This window comes from Conservatibacter flavescens (genome assembly GCF_002795425.1).
Classification (GTDB): domain Bacteria; phylum Pseudomonadota; class Gammaproteobacteria; order Enterobacterales; family Pasteurellaceae; genus Conservatibacter; species Conservatibacter flavescens.
On sequence record NZ_PHHA01000018.1, the window covers coordinates 162,898 to 183,571 of the forward strand.

At 38.6% G+C, this 20,674-nt stretch carries 18 protein-coding genes; 15 read left to right on the forward strand and 3 right to left on the reverse strand.

The annotated features are described in order from the left end of the window. Positions 1-10 precede the first annotated feature (10 nt). From pepT to CVP05_RS07985, 9 genes are all read left to right on the forward strand, one after another. Entirely contained in the window at positions 11-1,267 is a 1,257-nt protein-coding gene (gene pepT / locus CVP05_RS07945) for a peptidase T (RefSeq protein WP_100289035.1), read from the forward strand. Positions 1,268-1,382: 115 nt separating this feature from the next. Then, positions 1,383-3,269: a molecular chaperone HtpG gene (gene htpG, locus CVP05_RS07950; RefSeq protein WP_100289036.1), complete on the forward strand. Its 1,887-nt coding sequence runs from the start codon at positions 1,383-1,385 to the stop codon at positions 3,267-3,269. A 188-nt stretch (positions 3,270-3,457) separates the two neighbouring features. Continuing rightward, the gene (locus tag CVP05_RS07955) at positions 3,458-4,180 is read left to right on the forward strand and encodes a 4'-phosphopantetheinyl transferase family protein (RefSeq protein WP_100289037.1); all 723 of its coding nucleotides are present in this window, start codon (positions 3,458-3,460) and stop codon (positions 4,178-4,180) included. A 12-nt stretch (positions 4,181-4,192) separates the two neighbouring features. After that, positions 4,193-4,618 (forward strand): phosphate-starvation-inducible protein PsiE, encoded by a 426-nt coding sequence (gene psiE / locus CVP05_RS07960; protein WP_100289038.1) that lies wholly within the window; start codon positions 4,193-4,195, stop codon positions 4,616-4,618. A gap of 5 nt (positions 4,619-4,623) precedes the next feature. Further along, positions 4,624-5,247, forward strand: a complete 624-nt coding sequence (gene nudF / locus CVP05_RS07965; protein WP_100289039.1) for an ADP-ribose diphosphatase — start codon at positions 4,624-4,626, stop codon at positions 5,245-5,247. A 139-nt stretch (positions 5,248-5,386) separates the two neighbouring features. Continuing rightward, complete coding sequence (gene cpdA / locus CVP05_RS07970) at positions 5,387-6,217, forward strand: 3',5'-cyclic-AMP phosphodiesterase (protein WP_100289040.1); 831 nt, start codon at positions 5,387-5,389, stop codon at positions 6,215-6,217. A gap of 145 nt (positions 6,218-6,362) precedes the next feature. Then, entirely contained in the window at positions 6,363-7,670 is a 1,308-nt protein-coding gene (locus CVP05_RS07975) for an acetyl-CoA C-acyltransferase (protein ID WP_100289041.1), read from the forward strand. A gap of 10 nt (positions 7,671-7,680) precedes the next feature. After that, positions 7,681-9,801: a 3-hydroxyacyl-CoA dehydrogenase NAD-binding domain-containing protein gene (locus tag CVP05_RS07980; protein WP_100289042.1), complete on the forward strand. Its 2,121-nt coding sequence runs from the start codon at positions 7,681-7,683 to the stop codon at positions 9,799-9,801. A gap of 5 nt (positions 9,802-9,806) precedes the next feature. Further along, positions 9,807-10,625, forward strand: coding sequence for an SDR family oxidoreductase (locus tag CVP05_RS07985; protein WP_100289043.1), 819 nt, complete (start codon positions 9,807-9,809; stop codon positions 10,623-10,625). 14 nt (positions 10,626-10,639) lie between these two features. On the opposite strand, the gene CVP05_RS07990 is transcribed toward CVP05_RS07985, so the two are convergent. Further along, a complete protein-coding gene (locus tag CVP05_RS07990) occupies positions 10,640-11,509 on the reverse strand; it encodes an endonuclease/exonuclease/phosphatase family protein (protein ID WP_100289044.1) in 870 nt (289 codons plus the stop codon). A 174-nt stretch (positions 11,510-11,683) separates the two neighbouring features. Between CVP05_RS07990 and CVP05_RS07995 the strand changes: the two genes are divergently transcribed. Next, positions 11,684-13,006 carry a cation:proton antiporter gene (locus CVP05_RS07995; protein ID WP_100289045.1) on the forward strand — a complete coding sequence of 441 codons (1,323 nt, stop codon included), beginning with the start codon at positions 11,684-11,686 and terminating at the stop codon, positions 13,004-13,006. An 82-nt stretch (positions 13,007-13,088) separates the two neighbouring features. Here the strand turns inward: CVP05_RS07995 and metC are convergent, their stop codons facing one another. Further along, positions 13,089-14,276 (reverse strand): cystathionine beta-lyase, encoded by a 1,188-nt coding sequence (gene metC, locus CVP05_RS08000; RefSeq protein ID WP_100289046.1) that lies wholly within the window; start codon positions 14,274-14,276, stop codon positions 13,089-13,091. Positions 14,277-14,449: 173 nt separating this feature from the next. Between metC and CVP05_RS08005 the strand changes: the two genes are divergently transcribed. Continuing rightward, positions 14,450-15,052, forward strand: a complete 603-nt coding sequence (locus CVP05_RS08005; RefSeq protein WP_100289047.1) for a peroxiredoxin C — start codon at positions 14,450-14,452, stop codon at positions 15,050-15,052. A gap of 160 nt (positions 15,053-15,212) precedes the next feature. Here CVP05_RS08005 and bioB read toward each other — a convergent pair whose 3' ends face one another. After that, complete coding sequence (bioB, locus tag CVP05_RS08010; RefSeq protein ID WP_100289048.1) at positions 15,213-16,214, reverse strand: biotin synthase BioB; 1,002 nt, start codon at positions 16,212-16,214, stop codon at positions 15,213-15,215. 205 nt (positions 16,215-16,419) lie between these two features. Between bioB and tsaB the strand changes: the two genes are divergently transcribed. The 4 genes from tsaB (at position 16,420) to rnd (ending at position 20,660) form a co-directional block, all read left to right on the forward strand. Next, complete coding sequence (tsaB, locus tag CVP05_RS08015) at positions 16,420-17,130, forward strand: tRNA (adenosine(37)-N6)-threonylcarbamoyltransferase complex dimerization subunit type 1 TsaB (protein ID WP_100289049.1); 711 nt, start codon at positions 16,420-16,422, stop codon at positions 17,128-17,130. Positions 17,131-17,141: 11 nt separating this feature from the next. After that, positions 17,142-17,684, forward strand: coding sequence for a Slp family lipoprotein (locus CVP05_RS08020; protein ID WP_100289050.1), 543 nt, complete (start codon positions 17,142-17,144; stop codon positions 17,682-17,684). A 14-nt stretch (positions 17,685-17,698) separates the two neighbouring features. Next, positions 17,699-19,387, forward strand: coding sequence for a long-chain-fatty-acid--CoA ligase FadD (gene fadD, locus CVP05_RS08025; RefSeq protein ID WP_100289051.1), 1,689 nt, complete (start codon positions 17,699-17,701; stop codon positions 19,385-19,387). Between the two features lie 106 nt (positions 19,388-19,493). Beyond that, entirely contained in the window at positions 19,494-20,660 is a 1,167-nt protein-coding gene (gene rnd / locus CVP05_RS08030; RefSeq protein ID WP_423739128.1) for a ribonuclease D, read from the forward strand. The last annotated feature ends 14 nt before the right edge of the window (positions 20,661-20,674 follow it).

A 20,674-nucleotide genomic window follows, 5' to 3' on the forward strand; every position in this document is an offset into this window, starting at 1 on the left:
GAGGTTATTTATGGCAAGTCGAGCATCACAACACAAAGATAGGTTATTAGAGCGTTTTTTAAACTATATCAGTATTGATACACAATCGAAAGTCGGTGCAACAATGTCGCCTAGTTCATCGGGACAGCTTAAGTTAGCCAAATATCTTGTTCAAGAGGTTAAGGCGTTGGGGTTGGAGCAAATTGAATTAAGTGAACAGGGAGTGGTCACTGCATATTTACCTGCACCTCAACAGGGTAATGGCGTGCCAACTATCGGATTAGTCGCTCACCTTGATACCTCACCGCAAGTGAGCGGAAAAAATGTAAAACCTGAAGTGATTGAAAATTATCGAGGAGGGGATATTGCTTTGGGTATCGGAGAGGCATTTATTAGTCCGGTTCATTTTCCTTTTCTTCAACAGTTAATAGGTAAAACCCTTATTGTTACTGATGGTAATACGTTATTGGGCGCAGATAACAAGGCCGGAATTGCAGAAATTATGACCGCACTTTCTGTCTTGAAAGAGAGCAAGACGGAGAGAGCAAATATACGCGTAGTGTTTATGCCTGATGAGGAAATTGGATTAGGTATGAATTTTTTCCCTTTGGAGCGCTTTTCTTGTGATTGGGCATATACGATTGATGGTGGCGAAGTAGGGGAATTGGAATATGAGAATTTTAATGCAGCGAATGCTGTAGTGACGATTTATGGACATGGGATCCATCCTGGATTGGCTAAAGATAAAATGGTGAATGCATTAGCATTAGCTTGTGAGTTTCAACAGTATTTTCCTAAGAATGAAACACCTGAGACGACGGAGGGTAAAGCCGGTTTTTATCATTTAGATGGCTTGGAAGGAGATATAGAGAAAGTTCAATTACATTATATTATCCGTGATTTTGATGGGGATAACTTTGTGAGACGTAAAGCTTTTATTGCGCAAGCCGTACAAGATTTTAATCGTAATAAACAGTTAAAACGTCAAGTAGAAGTGCAAATTACAGACATATATCGAAATATGTATGATGTTGTTCAAACTGTACCACAAGCTATTGAATTAGCCGAACAAGCTATGAAGAAATGTGGTATTACACCGTTGCATAAAGCAATACGTGGAGGAACAGATGGCGCAAAACTTGCTGAAATGGGGATTGCTTGTCCAAATATATTTACCGGTGGTTATAATTTTCATAGTAAACAGGAATTGATTACATTAGAGGGAATGGTCAGTGCCGTTGATGTCATTATTACTATGGCTGAGTTGGCGAGTGAGATGAGTAATTAATTTGTTTCATTCGTACGGCATGCTGTTTATGTGATTTTTCACTCTTGAAATTTTGATTTTTTTCCTCATATTAGCTTTTAAGTTTATTAATCATATTTTTATAGGATAGATTCACATGACTCAAAATCAAGAAACTCGTGGCTTTCAGTCAGAAGTAAAACAATTATTACAATTAATGATTCATTCTCTATATTCTAATAAAGAGATTTTTTTACGTGAGTTAATTTCTAATGCCTCTGATGCTGCGGATAAATTGCGCTTTAAAGCACTATCAGCACCTGAACTGTATGAGGGTGATGGCGATTTAAAAGTGCGGATTAGTTTTGATGAGAAAAAAGGCACGTTAACGATCAGTGATAACGGGATTGGTATGAATCGTGAACAGGTGATTGATCATTTGGGAACGATTGCCAAATCTGGAACGAAAGAATTCTTAAGCGCGTTGGGCGCAGATCAGGCGAAAGATAGCCAGTTAATAGGGCAGTTCGGTGTCGGTTTTTATTCCGCGTTTATTGTGGCGGATAAAGTTAGCGTAAAATCCCGTGCCGCAGGTGACGGCGCAGATAAAGGGGTATTATGGGAATCTGCCGGTGAAGGGGATTATACTGTTGCAGATATTGAGAAAAAAGATCGTGGTACGGAAATTACTTTACACTTGCGTGAAGATGAAAAAGAATTTCTAAATGATTGGCGTTTACGCGATATTATTAGTAAATACTCTGATCATATTGGTTTGCCGGTGGAAATTTTAGCAAAAGAATATGATGACGAGGGCAAGGAAACTGGGGTGAAATGGGAGAAAATTAATAAAGCCCAAGCCCTGTGGACCCGTAGTAAAGGTGAAATATCTGATGAGGAATATAAAGAATTCTATAAGCATTTAAGTCATGATTTTGCTGATCCATTGTTGTGGGCGCATAATAAAGTGGAAGGCAATCAAGAATATACTTCATTGCTTTATGTACCAAGCAAAGCGCCTTGGGATTTATTTAATCGTGAACATAAACACGGTTTAAAACTCTATGTACAACGTGTGTTTATTATGGACGATGCTGAGCAGTTTATGCCAAATTATCTCCGTTTTATGCGCGGGTTAATTGACAGTAACGATTTACCTCTGAATGTTTCTCGTGAGATTTTACAGGATAACAAAGTCACCGCTGCATTACGTAAAGCGTTGACCAAGCGTTCTTTGCAAATGTTGGAAAAATTGGCGAAAGACGATGAGGAAAAATACCAATCCTTTTGGCAACAATTTGGTTTGGTGTTGAAAGAAGGTCCTGCAGAAGATTTTGCGAATAAAGAAGCAATTGCTAAATTATTGCGTTTTGCTTCTACTCACAATGATAGCAATGTACAAAATGTGTCATTAGAAGATTATGTGAGCCGCATGAAAGAAGGGCAAAAAGCCATTTACTACATTACTGCAGATAGTTATATTGCAGCGAAAAATTCACCACATTTGGAGCTGTTTAATAAAAAAGGTATTGAGGTTTTACTGCTTTCTGACCGCATTGATGAATGGATGCTTAGTTATCTCACCGAGTTTGATGGCAAAGCATTACAAACTATCAGCAAAGCAGATTTAGATCTCGGTGATTTGGCAGATAAAGAACAAGAAGAAAGCCAAAAAGAACAGGACAAAGCCTTTGCAAGTTTTGTAGAACGAGTGAAAACCTTGTTAGGAGAACGTGTGAAAGATGTGCGTTTAACTCATCGTTTGACGGATACGCCAGCGGTTGTGTCTACAGATAACGATCAGATGACGACACAAATGGCAAAATTATTCGCTGCAGCGGGGCAACCTGTGCCAGAGGTAAAATATACATTTGAATTAAATCCTGAACACCAAATGGTGCAGAAAGTCGCGGATTTAGCGGATGAGGCTGAATTTGCAGATTGGATTGAATTATTACTCGAACAGGCGATGTTAGCTGAACGCGGGGCTTTGGAAAATCCAATCGCGTTTATTAAACGTGTGAATAAACTTTTGCAACATTAATTTGTTATAATAAGCCAATAATGTTATCTGGCTTAGATTGTTGATACAGTTCCATTTATTTCAGCAGATACTGATGATAAATGGGATTGTATCTTTAAGTAGAACAATGAGTTATGTCCTGAATAGGGAGATATCACTTTACCTATGCAAGCCAGATATTTGTATCTGGCTTTTTTATTGGGAGCATTATGGCACTTTGTATCGCTTGGGGTAATATTCAACAGGAGTATCCATTGCAGGATATTCCCATCGGCTTATTAAATGCAAAACTACTACAAGCGCCAAAAATTCAAAATCAACGAACATTACGCCGCCATCGTAGTCGTTGGGTCGCGCATTTTTTATTGTGGCAATTATTAAAAAAAATGCAAATTGATACCGCACTTTTAGGGCAAATGGTTTTAAGTCATACTGGTCGACCTTATTTTGCTAAACAAAAAGGGATTGATTTTAATATTAGTCATTCAGGAGATTGGGTGGCTGTTGTGGTAAATGTTGTTGAGAATGGGGAAAGTGCGGTGGGAATTGATATTGAATTTCCTGAACGTCAGCGGGATTTCCATGCATTGCTAGCACATTTTTCACCACAAGACGAACAAGATTGGTTTAAACAACAGACGAATAGTGAGGAAAGTTTTTATCGCTGTTGGTGCTTGCGTGAGGCAGTGTTGAAATCGCAAGGTGCAGGCATTGCAAAATTATCTGAAGTATTACACCAGCCTTATTTGTTATCCCTTCATTCGGCTTATTGTCCTCAAGGTCAACTGGTATTTAGTGCAGGTTTACCTTTCTATTTAGCTGTTTTTGGGGCGCAGCGGAGCTTGACTCAATTCGAGGCGTTTTATTGGTCAGGCAAAGAGATAGTGCCATATGATCTACAAAACGTCGTATATTATTCAGTGAATTATTAAATGGAGTGAATTATGGAAAACCAGGGGACAACAAAAGATAATCAGTTTGCTTTAAAAGTTTCTTCTGTATTACAGTGGATTTTGAATGTGTCATTATTAGTTTTAGCCATGATTTTGGTGGTTTTTTTAGGGAAAGAAACCTATGAACTGATCATTGTCTTACTGATTTCTGCGGAGGAAAAAGTCTCCTACTTACTGATTGAAAAGATCGTCGTATATTTTTTATATTTCGAATTTTTAGCGCTTATCGTGAAATACTTTAAAACGAATTACCATTTTCCACTGCGTTATTTTTTATATATTGGTATTACCGCAATGATTCGTTTAATTATTGTGGATCACTCTAGTGCAATGAATACATTATTATTTGCAGGCGCGATTTTATTGATGGTGATTGCATTATTCGTGGTGAGTTCAGAGAGATTGAAAAGGAGTTAAGGGGTATGGAAAAATTAACACAATTTAGTCAGCAAGATATTGAGATTCTGCAAAGTGAGACCTTATATCAAGGTTTTTTTACCTTAAAAAGAATTCAGTTCCGTCATAAATTATTTGCTGGAGGAGTAAGCGGGGTGGTGACACGAGAGCTTTTAGTCAAAGGCGCTGCTTCAGTGGTTATTGCTTATGATCCTCAAGCCGATGCGGTAGTGATGGTAGAACAAGTACGTATTGGCGCTTATGATCCGAGTATACCTAATTCTCCTTGGTTACTTGAAATGATTGCTGGAATGGTTGAAGAAGGCGAAGCGCCAGAAGATGTGGCATTGCGTGAAAGCCAAGAAGAAGCGGGGATTGAGATCCAGGATTTAGCTCATGTATTAAGTGTTTGGGATAGCCCTGGTGGAGTGTTAGAACGTATCCATTTCTTCGTCGGGAGAGTGGATTCTACACAAGCGAAGGGAATTCATGGGTTAGCTGAAGAAAATGAAGATATTCGTGTACATGTTATTCCTCGAAATATGGCTTACCAATGGGTGAACAGTGGGAAAATTGATAATGCATTAGCGGTGATTGCTTTACAGTGGCTTCAATTAAATTATGTAAACTTACAGAAAAAATGGGAATGAAAAATGTGATATAGGTAGAAATTTTTGAAAAAATCTTCAAAAAATATGAGCTATATAACATTTTTGACTTTTTTTAAATGCAAAAAATTTTATATTATGTAGAGTAATAAGTTGTTGTTTTAATTCCTAGGAGTTCATTGTGTTAAGTTCGTTTTCATTGAATACCGCTGATTCAGTTGTTCGGTTTTTACAGATTACCGATCCACATTTATTCAAGGAGGAAAATAGCGATCTACTGGGGATTAATACGTTAGAAAGCTTTAAGCAAGTATTAACTGAAATTTTACAACAAGATTTCCCTTATGAATTTGTTTTAGCGACGGGAGATATTGTTCAGGATAGTAGTGATGAAGCGTATCAGCGATTTGTTCAGTTAGTGCAATGTTTAGAGAAAACGGTCTTTTGGATTCCAGGAAATCATGATTTTCAACCTAAAATGTTTGATTACCTTACGGGACAATATGGAAACATCAATCCGAATAAGCATATTCTAGCCGGAGAACATTGGCAAATACTCATGCTAGATAGCCAAGTGTTTGGTGTTCCACATGGTCAATTAAGCCAATATCAACTTGATTGGCTTGTTGCTAAATTGAAAGAATATCCAAATCGTTATAGTTTAGTGGTTCTACATCATCATATATTGCCAACGCATTCCAGTTGGCTTGATCAACATAATTTGCGAAATTTGCATGATCTGATGGAAGCGCTATCTCCGTTTGAGAAAGTGAAAGGCATATTGCATGGGCATATTCATCAGCAGGTTGATGATTATTGGCACGGGTATAAGGTGATGTCAACGCCATCAACGTGTATTCAATTTAAACCAGACTGCCATCAATTTACATTAGACAATTTGCAACCGGGTTGGCGAGAAATTGAGTTACATGCTGATGGAAATATTTATACTCAAGTAAAACGGATTCAACAAAAGACATTCCTGCCAAATTTTAAGGAAGAAGGATATTAGGTTTGTTAGACCTAAGGATCTCGTGAGTTTGTGTTTAAACCTCGATCTAAAATGTAAGATTTTGATAAAAAAATATGAATATTTGCTTGTTATTATTTAGTTTTCAGCTAACAATAACAGGTAATTTTTCTCCTTAGGGGCAATTATGTTTTCGGAACAAACCTTAATCACGCCAAAAGGGCAACGCATTGCTATTGTTGCCGCTTTACGTACTCCTTTTCATCAAAAAGATACCGGCTTTAAAGATTCTTTTGCCATTGATCTTGGGACAATGGTGACAAATGAGTTACTAAATCGAGTACCTATTGAACGGGATTTGATTCAGCAGCTCGTCTTTGGCCAAGTGACACAGCATTCGGCGATTCAAAATATTTCACGAGGAATTGCAGTATCATTAGGTATGCCATGGGTTCAAGCTTATTCTATTAGCAGTTCTTGTATTACGGGCTTGCAAGCTGTTGCCAATGTCACTACGAGTATCTTATCGGGCTCAATTAAAGCAGGAATCGCAGGCGGTTCAGATTCTATATCTAACTCGTCAATTAGTTTAAATCCACGTCTTATTCAAGTCGTAAAAGATATTATTAGAGCCGAAGGACTTGAACATAAATTTCATTTAATCCGAAATTTAACTTGGGCGGATCTAAAACCTTATGGTGTCAGCTTAAAAGATTATGTCACGGATTATTCTGTAGCAGATGTCTCAGAGCAAATGGCAAAAAATTTCCATATTAGCCGACAAGAACAAGATGAATTTACTGTTCGCTCCCATCGCTTAGCGAATGAGGCTTGGCAAGGCGGCAGTATTCGCGAATCTGTTATGCTGTCTTTTCCTTCACCTTACGACAATTTTGTTGTCGCAGATAATTTAATTGAGCATAGTTTAAAACCACATCGTTATGAGCGTTATTCCCCGATTGTGGATAAAAAATATGGCTCTGTGACAGATTGGAATATTGCGAAATCATGTGATGGCGCAGGGGCAGTAATGTTAATACGTGAAGATATTGCCAAAGCAGAAGGTTTAGATATTTTGGGTTATATCCGTAGTTATGCCATGACAGGGAATGATGTTTGGGAAAATATGTTGACTGGTTCAACTTATGCTTCCTCCATTGCGTTGTCACGGGCAAATGTGCAGTTAGCTGATATTGATTTGATTGATATGCATGAGTCGTCAGCTGCACAAACACTGGCGAATTTACGCTTATTTGAAGACGAGCAATTTGCGCAACATGCATTGAATAGGACTGCCGCGTTAGGTCAAGTCGATATGGATAAATTTAATGTATTAGGCGGCTCGTTAGCTTATGGTAATCCGCGTGCGGTAACGAGTTTACGTATTTTAATCCAGTCTTTATTTGAACTAAAACGTCGTGGTGGACGTTTGTCTTTAGTGGCAGCAAGTGGGCTAGGTGGCTTGGGTGCGGCAATGGTATTGGAAAGCGAATAGGGGAAATGATATGGAACAACAACTAGTAGAAGCATCAGCATTTCATTTTTCCATACAAGATCAAATAGGAATTGTCACAATAGATAGCCCAAATAAGCCTTATAATCTGTTAAAGGCAAATTTTATTGAAGCACTGCGTGAAATTCTCGGCACTGTTTTACATCAGCAGTTAAAAGGGATTCTATTTGTTTCGGCTAAGGAAGAGAATTTTGTGCGCGGTTTCGACTTGTCGGAATTGGAACAAAAGAATAGTGCCGAGCTTGCGCAATTTTCTGCCCAAGCTCAAGAAGTGCTGCGTGAGATTGAATGTTTGAAAATACCCACAGTAGCCGCGATTCATGGAGATTGCTATGGATTAGGTCTGGAGTTAGCATTAGCCTGTAATATACGCGTGGCAAGTAGTGATTTTTGTACACAGTTTGCATTACCACAAGTACGTTCAGGGATCGTTCCATTTGCTGGAGGGGTATGGCGTTTAACACAATGTGTTGGATTAAAATCTGCGACTGAGCTTTTGTTAACTGGAAATAAGATTCATGCCAAGACAGCTTTAGATTTGGGGTTAGTGCATGATGTGGTCACAAAAAATATTTTAATGTCAACCGCACTTTCTTATTTCACTTCTCCGCAACAACCACACTCAGTTTTACCTCGAACAAGACAGTGGTTAAAACAAATACAAAGTGCGGTAGAAAAATATCCAATTTCTCGCGAGTATTTACTTGAACGCGTCGAAAATAAAGTGGCCTTGAAAGCTTTCGATAATTCTCCTGTGACTGAAAGCCTGATCAAGGTATTGAAAGAATGTGATGCTAAATCGATGTTGGACGCGGAAAAAAATGCTTTTGTATCATTATTTTTTAGTGAACAATCACGCGTGTTACGCCATTTAGAATATACAACACGCGCAATGAAAAACCAATATCGTCAACGAGCGAATGTACGTGATGTTAAGAGTGTTGCGATTTTAGGCAGTGGTTTTATGGGAGCTGGAATAGCTTATATTACAGCCCATCGCGCTAATATTCCTGTGCGAATAAAAGATATTCATCCTGATGGTATTGTGAAAGCATTACATTGGACATATTCTTTATTGCAAAAAGCAGTGATTGACGGGGCATTGTCTGTTGGGCGGATGCGTCAGCAAATGCAGTTAATTTCAGGTGGTGAGCGTTTCATCGGTAAGTCATCTGCAGATATGGTTATCGAAGCTGTGTATGAAGATTTAGCTCTGAAACAGCAAATGGTACAGGAAAGTGAAAAATATTATGGTGACAATATCGTTTTTGCGACGAATACCTCGACACTGTCGATAGCAGAAATTGCTTCTGTGGCAAAACGCCCAGATAATGTGATTGGTTTTCACTATTTTAATCCGGTATCACATCGAAAAATGCTAGAGATAATTCCTCATGAGGAAACATCTGAACAGACGATTGCCACGGCTATTCATTTTGCGATTCAGCAAGGCAAAATTCCATTTTTAGTTGCAGACAGTCCAGGATTTTTTGTTAATCGTGTTTTAACGCCTTATTTACTTGAGGCAATTCACTGTATTATTGATGGTGAGGCAGTGGAATTTATTGATCGAGCTTTGCAGGAGTTTGGCTTTGATATTGGGCCGTTAATGATGATTGATGAATCGGGTTTAGATGTATTGGTTAAATCCTTGCCACGTTTGCAAGAAAAATTAGGCACACGTTTCACATTACACGAGAAGATACATTTACTCATTGAAAACGATCGTAAAGGGGTAAAAAATCGACGTGGTTTTTATTTATATGATAAAGATGAAAATCGGACGGGAGTAGATAAAAGTATTTATCATGTTCTCGAAGTGATTACATCTAATGATTTAGAAACAGAGCAGGTGGCAAGACGTTGTTTGCTAATGATGCTCAATGAAGCAGCCTATTGTTTACAAGAAAATGTGATTTCAAGCGTTGAAGAAGGTAATGTAGCTTCTGTATTAGGCGCGTTTTTCCCAAGTTTTAGAGGTGGCATTTACGCGTATATGGATAAAATTGGTGCGAAAAATATTGTGGCAGAATTATTACACCATGTCGCATTATACGGGGAACGTTTTACGCCTTGTGAATGGTTGATACGTAAGGCTGAACAGGAAGGATAGAGGAAATGAAATCAGTTGCTATTGTTGGATTAGGTTGGTTAGGTGTTCCTTTGGCCAAACACTTACAGCATTTGGGGTGGGAAGTCAAAGGAAGTAAACGGACCCATGAAGGTGTGGAGCAAATGCGTTTATTTGGCATAGAAACCTATCACCTTGAACTTACTCCAGAAATAAATGCTGATCCTGATGATCTTACGTTATTATTCTCGGTTGATGCGTTGGTGATCAATATCCCGCCTAGCCAATATTTTTTTGATATGACACAATATATTCTCGGTATAGAGAATGTATTAAATGAAGCGTTATTACACGGTGTGCAACAGGTTATTTTTATTAGTTCGACATCGGTATTTCCTGAGGTATCTGGTCAATTTGATGAGTCCATTCTGCCACAACCTACCTCACTAACGGCGAAGGGATTATATGAAATTGAACAACGTTTGCTTGCGTGTCAGCATATTCATATGGATATTATTCGCTTTGCAGGATTAGTGGGAGAGGGGCGACATCCGGTACATACGTTGTCTAAACGAGAAAATGTGGTGGGCGGGAATCAACCTGTGAATTTGGTACATTTAGATGATTGTGCGCGTGCAATTCAACTTTTGCTTGAAACACCAAGTTTTCAACGTGTATATCATTTATCCGCGCCAATACACCCAACTAAGCAGGATTATTATACATATTGTGCAGAAAAACTCGGCATAAATGTACCGCACTTTATCAGCTCTGACCAAGCTCCTCAGCGCATTATTCTTGGTGATAAAATTTGTCATGAACTCGGGTTTGTGTATCAATATCCCGATCCTAAAATGATGATATAGGGCAAAATATCAGGTTATTGTACGCTTAATTTTAATAATAGAGGATTATGATCGGAACTATCGGTTTCGATGACATCAGCTTGCAGGACTTCTATTCCTCGAACAAAAACATGATCTAACGGGTTTGTTAGGAAGCGTGTACGCACATCGTTTTCGTAGTGAACTTCTTGTAATTGATGTTGATGAGTAACTGCTTTAATTAATGCTAAGCGACTTTTGTTCCAGGTATTAAAATCACCGGCAAGAATGAGCGGGCCTTGATGAGCGCTAATAACCGTAATAATTTCATTCAATTGTTGTTGGTAGTTAGTTGGGTGCCATTCAAAATTGACCATATGTAGATTAACGACTAATAAAGATTGGCCATTTGCTAGCGGGTATGAGCTAGAGATACCTAGTTTAGGAATTTGGATCCAAGGCTCTTCTTCGGAGCTTACGCAATAGCTTTCGGGAGGATATGAAGATAAAATATTGACGCCACTTTGGTGGCTTAAAAATTCATAAGCTGAGGCATACAAAGAATAGGGGAAACGCGTGGCAAGTCGCTGTGGTAAGTTTTGTTTTGTGCTGACCTCTTGAAGTAATGCAAGAGAGGTATGATGAGAAAGTTTATCAAGTTCGTCTTCCCAGTTTTTATCAATGCCTTTGTGGAGATTCCAAACCAGCAAATTAAATTCTGTCGGAAAAATGATTGGCGTCTCAAAACGTGCGGCATAGCAGAACAGTTGTTCATTCGTGGAAACCAATGGTTGATATTTTTTGGCATATTTGCTGTTTAGGGTAATTTTAGGCTCACTATAGATCTCAAAACTATAGTGTAGAAAGACGATGGCGAGCGCCAAAAAAGCGAAAAGTGGATAAAGTAAAAGTTTTCGATTACGCATTTTTGAGTATTTGAAATATTTGTCTTTGTAATTTTACGGAGCTTACTTATACTACAGCGGTGTGAAATTGCGCCTATGTCATATGTTATAATAATTTGCATAGTTTGGCAAAACTTAAAAACGGCTGACATTTTAATAAAATGTGAGTGAAACCTTCTTGTTTAAGGCATATGTATGAGTATTTATACCTATATTTGTTTTTTATCGGCATTATCCATTTTACTTGGTTTTTTGACGAGTAAAATCAGCGATAAGATTCAATCAACAATTGCGATTAGTGCTTCGGCAATGATTGGCTCCCTTGTATTGTTATTATTTGGTTATCTAGGTTGGTTTAATTTAGATACCATTGCCACAGAGACGATGAAACAGATTGATTTCAAGAGTTTCTTGTTAAATGGTATTCTTGGTTTTTTATTATTTGCGGGTGCATTAGGAATTAAATTGCCTGTCATGAAAGACCAAAAGTGGGAAATTACGACTTTCGCACTGTTCTCTACATTTGCATCAACATTCCTTATCGGCTTTGCTATTTATGGCGTTGCACATTTAATTGGATTAGACATTGATTTAGTCTATTGTATTTTATTTGGCGCGTTAATTTCTCCTGACGATCCGATTGCGGTATTGGCGATCATTAAAAATTTAAGAGCGCCGAAGCGTTTATCCATGCAAGTGGAAGGCGAGTCATTATTTAATGATGGTGTAGGTTTAGTTATCTTTACGACGGTTTTTGCCGTGGCATTTGGTGGTCAAGAGCCTACCTTTGGCGGTATTGTAGGGTTATTTTTGCAAGAGGCTGTCGGCGGTATTCTATTTGGTTTAGTACTCGGATTTGTTGCACACTTATTGATTTCGAATACTGATGATGGAAGTTTAGAGATTCTATTAACTTTAACCATTCCTACTGCAGGATTTATGTTAGCGAATGTGTTACATGTATCGGGCGCATTAGCGATGGTGGTGTCTGGAATTATGGTGGGGAACTGGACACGCCATAAAGGTTTTTCTGAACAAAGTCAGCGCTATTTAGATCATTTTTGGGAAATGATTGATCACTTCCTCAATTCATTGTTATTTTTCCTTATCGGTTTTGCGTTATTGTTAGTAGATTTTACGTTTAAAGGGTTTATTTTAATGTTGTTGGCTATTCCAATTTGTTTAGCGGCTCGTTATTCAAGTCTTTGGATGCCATTCCAAGTGATGCAAAAATTTAGAACCTATAATCCTTATACGTTAAAAGTATTAACTTGGGGTGGTTTACGTGGTGGTTTATCCCTTGCTATGGCGTTATCAGTGCCGAAAGGTGTCGCTTTCATTGGAGACAGTAATATGGATGTGAGCGATTTAATTCTGATTATGACTTATGCTGTTGTGATGTTCTCTATTTTGATTCAAGGTGTGACGATTGAGAAAATGATTCAAAAGTCGAAATTAGTTGATCCAAATAAAGAAGAATATTTACGCCCAAGTCATAAGCTGTCTAAATTTCACTAAAATAAAATGATTCATGGCGGATATTATCCGCCATGTTTAAATTGATAGGTTAGCATCTAAATATTAGACAGATTATATCGCGCTATTTTAAGCGTTCAAATCCATGTTTAAGATCGGTAATTAAATCTTCTACCGCTTCTAATCCAATATGTATACGAATTAATGTGCCGGTTAAAGTGCGGTGAATATTGGGTCTGATTTTGGCGATCTCTTCAGGTTGATTATAGAGAATTAAAGATTCGTATCCTCCCCAAGAATAAGCCATGCTGAATAACTCAAAATGATTCATGAACGCTTCGAGTTGTGTTTGGGTAAGTTTTTGGTTCAGTTCAAAACTGAATAGGCCACTTGCACCGAGAAAATCTCGTTGAAAAAATTCATGTCCAGGACAACTCGCTAAAGCAGGGTGGTAAACCGCCTTGACTTCTGGCTGAGTTGCGAGCCATTTTGCGATCGTAATACTGCTTTCTTCATGTTGCTTTAAGCGAATAGCCAAAGTTCGTAGGCCACGAGCAGTCATGTAAGCGGTATCCGCATCAACCATCTGCCCCATTAAGTAACTATTTTCACGTAATTGATCCCAGCAACGTGCGTTAGCAACTGCTGTTCCGATCATGGCATCAGAATGGCCAACGAGGTATTTCGTTCCCGCTTGGATTGAAATATCAATATCATGTTCTAATGCTTTAAATAGTGCCCCTCCTGACCAAGTGTTATCAATCATGATAACAATATTGGGGTTTATACGACGTGCGGTCTGCACAAGGGTTGGAGTGTCAGGTATTTCGAACGTCAGTGAGCTAGGGCTTTCTAGAAACAGGACTTTAGTATTCGGTTGAATAAGGTTGGCAATATCAGCCCCAATCATCGGATCATAATAGGTCGTTTCTATGCCCATTTTTTTGAGAATTTTATTACAAAAGTCTTGAGTTGGCTCGTAGGCTGCACCCGTCATGAGTATATGATCACCATGTTCAACAAAAGCCAAAATGCTGTTACTGACAGCTGCAGCTCCACATGGATAAAGATAGCAGCCGGCACCGCCTTCTAATTCGCACATCGCATCTTGTAAGGCAAAGTGAGTGAGTGTGCCACGACGACCGTAAAATAACTCACCTTTTGCGCGATTGATGGTGGCATGTTTTTTTTGTGCTAAGTCTTCAAACACCAGAGAAGAGGCTCGTTGAATCACAGGGTTAACACTGCCCTGAGTGACACGTTGATTACGTCCTACATGAATAAGTGCGGTAGATAAATTATTTTTTTTCATATATTTCCTCAAGACATCATTAAAAATCAGCAGTTAACACAATTTGTTCGATTAAAATAATTGATTTAATAGATAAAAACAACTATTCAATTTAAATTCTGTTTTTTAAAATGACAAAGTAATCTTCCTTAGGAAGTTGAACCTATTCATTTAAACAAAAGGAGATCCTTAAGATGGTATTAGTTACTCGTCAAGCACCAGACTTTGATGCAGCAGCAGTATTAGGCAACGGTGAAATCGTTGATAACTTTAATTTTAAAAGACATGTAGCGGGTAAACCTGCAGTGATCTTTTTCTATCCTTTAGATTTTACATTTGTTTGTCCATCTGAGTTAATTGCTTTTGATCACCGTTATGAAGAATTCGCAAAACGTGGTGTTGAAGTTGTTGGTGTATCTATCGACTCACAATATAGCCACAATGCATGGCGTAAAACCCCAGTAGATAAAGGGGGTATCGGTGAAGTGAAATATGCGTTAGTGGCTGACGTAAAACACGAAATCGCACAAGCTTATGGTATTGAGCATCCTGAAGCGGGCGTCGCTTTACGTGCTTCTTTCTTAATTGACAAACACGGTGTTGTTCGTCATCAAGTAGTAAATGATTTACCATTAGGTCGTAATATTGATGAAATGTTACGTATGGTTGATGCCTTACAATTCCATGAAGAGCATGGTGAAGTTTGCCCTGCACAATGGGAGAAAGGTAAAGAAGGCATGAAAGACAATCCAGATGGTGTTGCAAGCTATTTAAAACAACACGCAGATAAACTGTAATTTGATTTCAAAGTAAGTATTTTAGCTTTTTATTTAGGAACATGATAAAGATAAGCCACAGAAATGTGGCTTTTATTATGGGCTTAATGTCTTTTAGACCAGCCATACTTATTGCACTATTTGTACTTGTTTATCTTGTTTCGACATGAATAGGCATAGGTCAAGAGCGGTTTTCTTCTGTTTCTGGTACGAGATCTAATTTTAACATTAAATCTCTGTCTCGATCTTCTTCCGTATTTTCAGTGACCAATAATTTATCCCCATAAAAAATAGAATTGGCCCCCGCCATGAAACACATTGCTTGCATTTCTTCACTCATATTATGACGACCGGCAGATAAACGTACATAGCTTTTAGGCATAGTAATTCTCGCGACAGCAACAGTTCGAACAAATTCTGTCCAATCTAGTTTTTCTGCATCAAATAGAGGTGTCCCTTCAACAGCAACCAGTTGATTAATAGGAACTGATTCCGGCTGAGGATCTAAATTGGCTAGACTGGCAATTAAACCGGCGCGCTCTTTGCGGGTTTCGTTCATGCCAATAATTCCACCACAACACACTTTTAATCCCGCATTACGTACTTTGCCTAGCGTATTTAATCGATCATCAAAGTCTCGAGTGCCGATAATTTGATGATAATGCTCAGGGGCAGTATCGAGGTTGTGGTTATAATAGTCTAAACCCGCTTCTTTGAGTTTTTCTGCCATACCGTCTTGTAGTAGCCCAAAAGTGCCGCAGGTTTCTAACCCTAAGGCTTTTACTCCTTTAATGATTTCCGTCATTTTCTCAATGTCTTTGGGTTTAGGGCCTCGCCATGCGGCCCCCATACAGAAACGTCCAGCGCCTCTAGCTTTCGCAATTCGCGCTTTTGCGAGAATATCTTCAATGTCTAGCAGCGCTTGATTTTGTATTCCCGTTTGATAGCGGGCAGACTGCGGACAGTAGTGGCAGTCTTCGGGACAGCCACCGGTTTTGATAGACATCAGTGTTGATAACTGAATTGTGGTCGGATTGAAATGTTGACGATGAACGTTAGCAGCTCGGAAAATAAGATCTAAAAAAGGTGTCTCAAATAATGCCTCAACTTTGCACACAGACCAATATTCTACCGAAGGATGCGGGGTAAGGGATTGAATATGTAATGGTGTTGTGATTGTCATGGTTTATGTTCCTTGTATTATTAAAGTAGGTAAACACATTCAAAGTATATGTATTTTCCTGATGGAATCCAAGAGGATTTACAATTGGGCTTGTTGATTCTTGTTTTTATTTGCGCTGTTGGTAAGCCGAAACAACTATGATAAAATTCTCTCTAATTTTGTAAAAATAATTTAGGGCGATAGACCTTAATATCGTGATAATACTATGACAACTTTATTAGCTTTAGATACATCAACGGAAGCTTGTTCTGTGGCATTATGGCACAACGGTGAGATCACTCATATAGATGAGTTGGCACAACGAACACATACTCAGCGTATTTTGCCATTAATTGATAGGATTTTAGCTGAATCACAAGTGAGTTTATCGCAGGTTGATGCCTTAGTTTTTGGACGAGGACCGGGCAGTTTTACCGGTGTGCGTGTTGGTGCGGGTATCGCACAAGGATTAGCATTTGGTGCGGATTTGCCAGTGATTCCAGTGTCCAACTTAGTTGCGATGGCTCAAGCGGCTTATGAGCAACTCGGCGTGACGAAAGTGCTTACTGCAATTGATGCGAGAATGAATGAGGTTTATTTTGCTCAGTTAGTTGCCGAAAAAGTGCGGTCTGATTTTGGTGATTTTTTGTATTGGCGAGAACAACAAGTTGAACAAGTCATTAGTCCCGAAAAATTAGTCGCACAATGTGAGAGCTTAGATAATACTTGGTATAAGGTAGGAACTGGTTGGACAGCATACGAGTTGCTGCAGTCAATCAATGGCCAAAGTACGGACATTCATTTGCCATCAGCACGTTATATGTTATGTTTGGCCTTGCCTCTTTGGCAGCAAAAACAATTTATTAGCGCGATTGAAATTGAACCTGTGTATTTGCGTAATGAAGTTACGTGGAAAAAATTACCCGGCCGAGAATAGAGGGATTAAGCATGAGAAAACTATTAATTTGTTTACCGCTCTTTTTATTGTTAAACGCTTGTATATCCGCGCCTCCAGGTTTAGAGAAAAGTGAATTTAGAGTGCAAAATTTACGTAAACTGAGCCCTGACGATTATGCTTGCCAGTGTAAAGAAGTGCGTTTTGGTGGCAAAATTATTGCTGCGACTGCATTGCAGAATAAAACTAAAATTGAAGTCTTGAGCTTACCTATCGCCAGTTTTTCAGCAAAGCCCGTGTTAACTTCTACCAGTGATGGGCGCTTTATGGCATATTTAGAGGGATTTGTCGACCCTGAAACATTGAAAGACCAATATATTACGGTAGTTGGTCGTTTAATGGGAATGGAAAAAGGAAAAATTGATGAGGCGAATTATGATTATCCCCTCATTCAAGTACAGCATTATAAACGTTGGAAATTAGTTGAAGAATATTATTATGATCCCGATGATTGGTATGATTACTGGGAAAGTCGCCGTTTTGGTGGATTCTTCTTTTTCCGTCCAGAGCCTCGTTTACGTTATAACTTATATTAAAAAAAGGATTAAAAATGGAAAAGCCTTGGTTTAAAAATTATCCTGAAGGTGCTGAGCGAGAAATTGATACGCAAAAATATGCCTCAATTCTCGATATGTTTGAAAATGCGGTGCGTGAACACCCAGATCGTGCTGCCTACGTTAATATGGGGCAAGAATTAACTTTTCGTAAATTAGAAGAACGCAGCCGAGCGTTCGCCGCTTATTTGCAAAATGAATTGAAACTGAAAAAAGGAGACAGAGTGGCCTTAATGATGCCCAATCTGTTGCAATACCCGATAGCATTATTTGGTATTTTGCGTGCGGGTATGGTGGTTGTTAATGTGAACCCTCTTTATACGCCGAGAGAACTAGAGCATCAATTGCAAGATAGTGGGGCAGTGGCGATTGTGATCGTTTCTAATTTTGCTTCAACGCTGGAAAAAGTTGTGTTTAATACCCAAATTAAGCATGTTATTTTATCGCGTATGGGCGATCAGCTTTCTTTTGGCAAGCGTACATTAGTTAATTTTGTGGTGAAGTATGTTAAAAAATTAGTACCAAAATATAAGCTGCCTCATGCTGCTACATTCCGAGAAGTGTTAAGTATAGGGAAACATCGTCAATATGTTAGGCCGGATTTAGGTCGCAATGATCTTGCTTTTTTACAATATACAGGGGGAACAACCGGTGTTGCAAAAGGCGCGATGTTATCTCATGGCAATATTATTGCGAATGTTTTTCAGGCTATGTGGATCGCGGAGCCATTTGTTGGAAACAATAAACAAACTCGTAAAGCTGTTATTGCCTTACCGCTGTACCATATTTTTGCATTAACAGTAAATTGTTTATTGTTTATTGAATTAGGTATTACAGGGATTTTAATCACGAATCCGCGTGATATTGATGGCTTTGTGAAAGAATTGAAAAAACACCGTTTTATTGCGATTACGGGAGTAAATACGTTATTTAATGCTTTATTAAATAATGAAAATTTCAAAGAAATTGATTTTTCTTCATTAAAGCTATCCGTTGGTGGTGGAATGTCTGTGCAGCAATCTGTGGCAAGCCGTTGGGCTCAGACAACGGGGTGTCATATTATTGAAGGTTATGGTATGACAGAATGTTCACCACTTATTGCGGCTTGTCCAGTGAATATGGAAAAACATAACGGCAGCATTGGCGTGCCGGTCCCCAATACGGATATTCGTATTGTTAAAGAAGATGGGACAGAGGCCTCACTTGGTGAACCAGGTGAGCTATGGGTCAAGGGTGAGCAAGTTATGCAAGGTTATTGGCAACGTCCGGAAGCGACAGCAGAAGTATTGCAAGATGGCTGGCTAGCGACAGGAGATATTGTGATACAAGATGAGCAATATTATTTACGTATTGTCGATCGCAAGAAAGATATGATTCTGGTTTCTGGATTTAATGTATATCCAAATGAGATCGAAGATGTTGTCATGCTGAATTATAAAGTATCTGAAGTGGTTGCAATTGGAGTACCCAATGAGGTCTCGGGCGAAACAGTGAAAATTTTTGTGGTGAAAAAAGACGAAAGTTTAACCCGTGATGAATTGCGTAAGCATTGTCGTGAACATTTAACCGGATATAAAGTACCAAAAGAGATTGAATTTAGAGAAGAATTGCCAAAATCCAATGTAGGTAAGATTTTACGCCGTGTGTTACGCGATGAAGAATTGGCTAATCGTCCTACAAATTAGCTTTTATTCTCAGAGACACGATAAATGACTTTGTCAGTGGTTCAGGGCGAATATTTATTCGCCCTCGTTTTTGCTTGTAATGGAATAATTATTTATGAATACCCCCATGCCAAAAGAAATTCAAAATCTACCGCACTTTACTATTGTGACAACAGATGAAGCACTAAAACGCGTTTGTGCTCAGGCGGCTCAAAAAAGCGTAGTTGCGTTAGATACAGAGTTTATTCGGATACGTAGTTATTACCCTAAACTAGGATTGATCCAACTTTATGATGGCGAACAGGTTAGCTTGATTGATCCTATAACAATCACTGATTTTTCACCTTTTGTCGCATTATTAGCTAATGCCAATGTGACAAAAGTACTTCATGCCTGCTTTGAAGATCTTGAAGTGTTTCAACAAACTTTTCAGCAATGTCCAGCACCAATGTATGATACGCAGTTGATGGCAAACTTTTTAGGCTTCCCAAACTCTACTGGTTTTGCAACGCTCATTCAACATTATTTCCATCTCACTTTAGATAAAGGCGCTTCTCGTACGGATTGGTTAGCACGTCCTTTATCTGAACAACAATTACGATATGCGGCGGCTGATGTATGGTACTTATTGCCACTATTTTATAAGATGGAAGCTGAATTATCCTCAACGTCTTGGTTAGACGCAGCTAAACAAGACAGCGCAATACTTTGCCAACTACGCAATCAGGAAAAAAATGCGCACCATGCTTATTTTTCAATTCCTAATGCTTGGAAACTGAATCCTGAAGAATTAGCGCGTTTGCACTTACTGGCTAAGTGGCGACAAGAAGAAGCGATTAGACGAGATCTTGCGTTAAATTTTGTAGTAAAAAGTGACAGTTTATGGGCTGTTGCCAAATATGCCCCAAAGCATACTTCTGACTTATTAGCTTTGGGCTTACATCAATCAGAAGTTCGTATACATGGTAAAAAATTGCTCTTACTAGTGGAACAAGCTAAGCGTTTATCTCCAGAAAGCTATCCGCCTAAAATTAAACGTTTAGTAGATGATCCTCGTTATAAATTCGCCATAAAACAATTACAGAAAGGCTTGAAAGAGGTTGCCCCGATTGGACTTGCTCCTGAAGTGCTAGCCAGTAAAAAAAGTTTAGAAAATTTGTTAGCATGGCAATGGGCGGAAGATAAAACCACATTAAGTCAACCTGAATTATTAAAAGGTTGGCGTAAAGAATATGGCGAAAAATTACTGATGAAATTAGACGGTAGAGAATGTTGCCATACAGAAAGCACATAACGTCTATTTCATAG

Bases quoted from the DNA above. Each gene is read 5' to 3' on its own strand.
- pepT (WP_100289035.1), top strand. From the start codon at position 11: ATGGCAAGTCGAGCATCACAACACAAAGATAGGTTATTAGAGCGTTTT.
- htpG (WP_100289036.1), top strand. From the start codon at position 1,383: ATGACTCAAAATCAAGAAACTCGTGGCTTTCAGTCAGAAGTAAAACAA.
- CVP05_RS07955 (WP_100289037.1), top strand. From the start codon at position 3,458: ATGGCACTTTGTATCGCTTGGGGTAATATTCAACAGGAGTATCCATTG.
- psiE (WP_100289038.1), top strand. From the start codon at position 4,193: ATGGAAAACCAGGGGACAACAAAAGATAATCAGTTTGCTTTAAAAGTT.
- nudF (WP_100289039.1), top strand. From the start codon at position 4,624: ATGGAAAAATTAACACAATTTAGTCAGCAAGATATTGAGATTCTGCAA.
- CVP05_RS07975 (WP_100289041.1), top strand. From the start codon at position 6,363: ATGTTTTCGGAACAAACCTTAATCACGCCAAAAGGGCAACGCATTGCT.
- CVP05_RS07980 (WP_100289042.1), top strand. From the start codon at position 7,681: ATGGAACAACAACTAGTAGAAGCATCAGCATTTCATTTTTCCATACAA.
- CVP05_RS07985 (WP_100289043.1), top strand. From the start codon at position 9,807: ATGAAATCAGTTGCTATTGTTGGATTAGGTTGGTTAGGTGTTCCTTTG.
- CVP05_RS07990 (WP_100289044.1), bottom strand. From the start codon at position 11,509: ATGCGTAATCGAAAACTTTTACTTTATCCACTTTTCGCTTTTTTGGCG.
- CVP05_RS07995 (WP_100289045.1), top strand. From the start codon at position 11,684: ATGAGTATTTATACCTATATTTGTTTTTTATCGGCATTATCCATTTTA.
- metC (WP_100289046.1), bottom strand. From the start codon at position 14,276: ATGAAAAAAAATAATTTATCTACCGCACTTATTCATGTAGGACGTAAT.
- CVP05_RS08005 (WP_100289047.1), top strand. From the start codon at position 14,450: ATGGTATTAGTTACTCGTCAAGCACCAGACTTTGATGCAGCAGCAGTA.
- bioB (WP_100289048.1), bottom strand. From the start codon at position 16,214: ATGACAATCACAACACCATTACATATTCAATCCCTTACCCCGCATCCT.
- tsaB (WP_100289049.1), top strand. From the start codon at position 16,420: ATGACAACTTTATTAGCTTTAGATACATCAACGGAAGCTTGTTCTGTG.
- CVP05_RS08020 (WP_100289050.1), top strand. From the start codon at position 17,142: ATGAGAAAACTATTAATTTGTTTACCGCTCTTTTTATTGTTAAACGCT.
- fadD (WP_100289051.1), top strand. From the start codon at position 17,699: ATGGAAAAGCCTTGGTTTAAAAATTATCCTGAAGGTGCTGAGCGAGAA.
- rnd (WP_423739128.1), top strand. From the start codon at position 19,494: ATGCCAAAAGAAATTCAAAATCTACCGCACTTTACTATTGTGACAACA.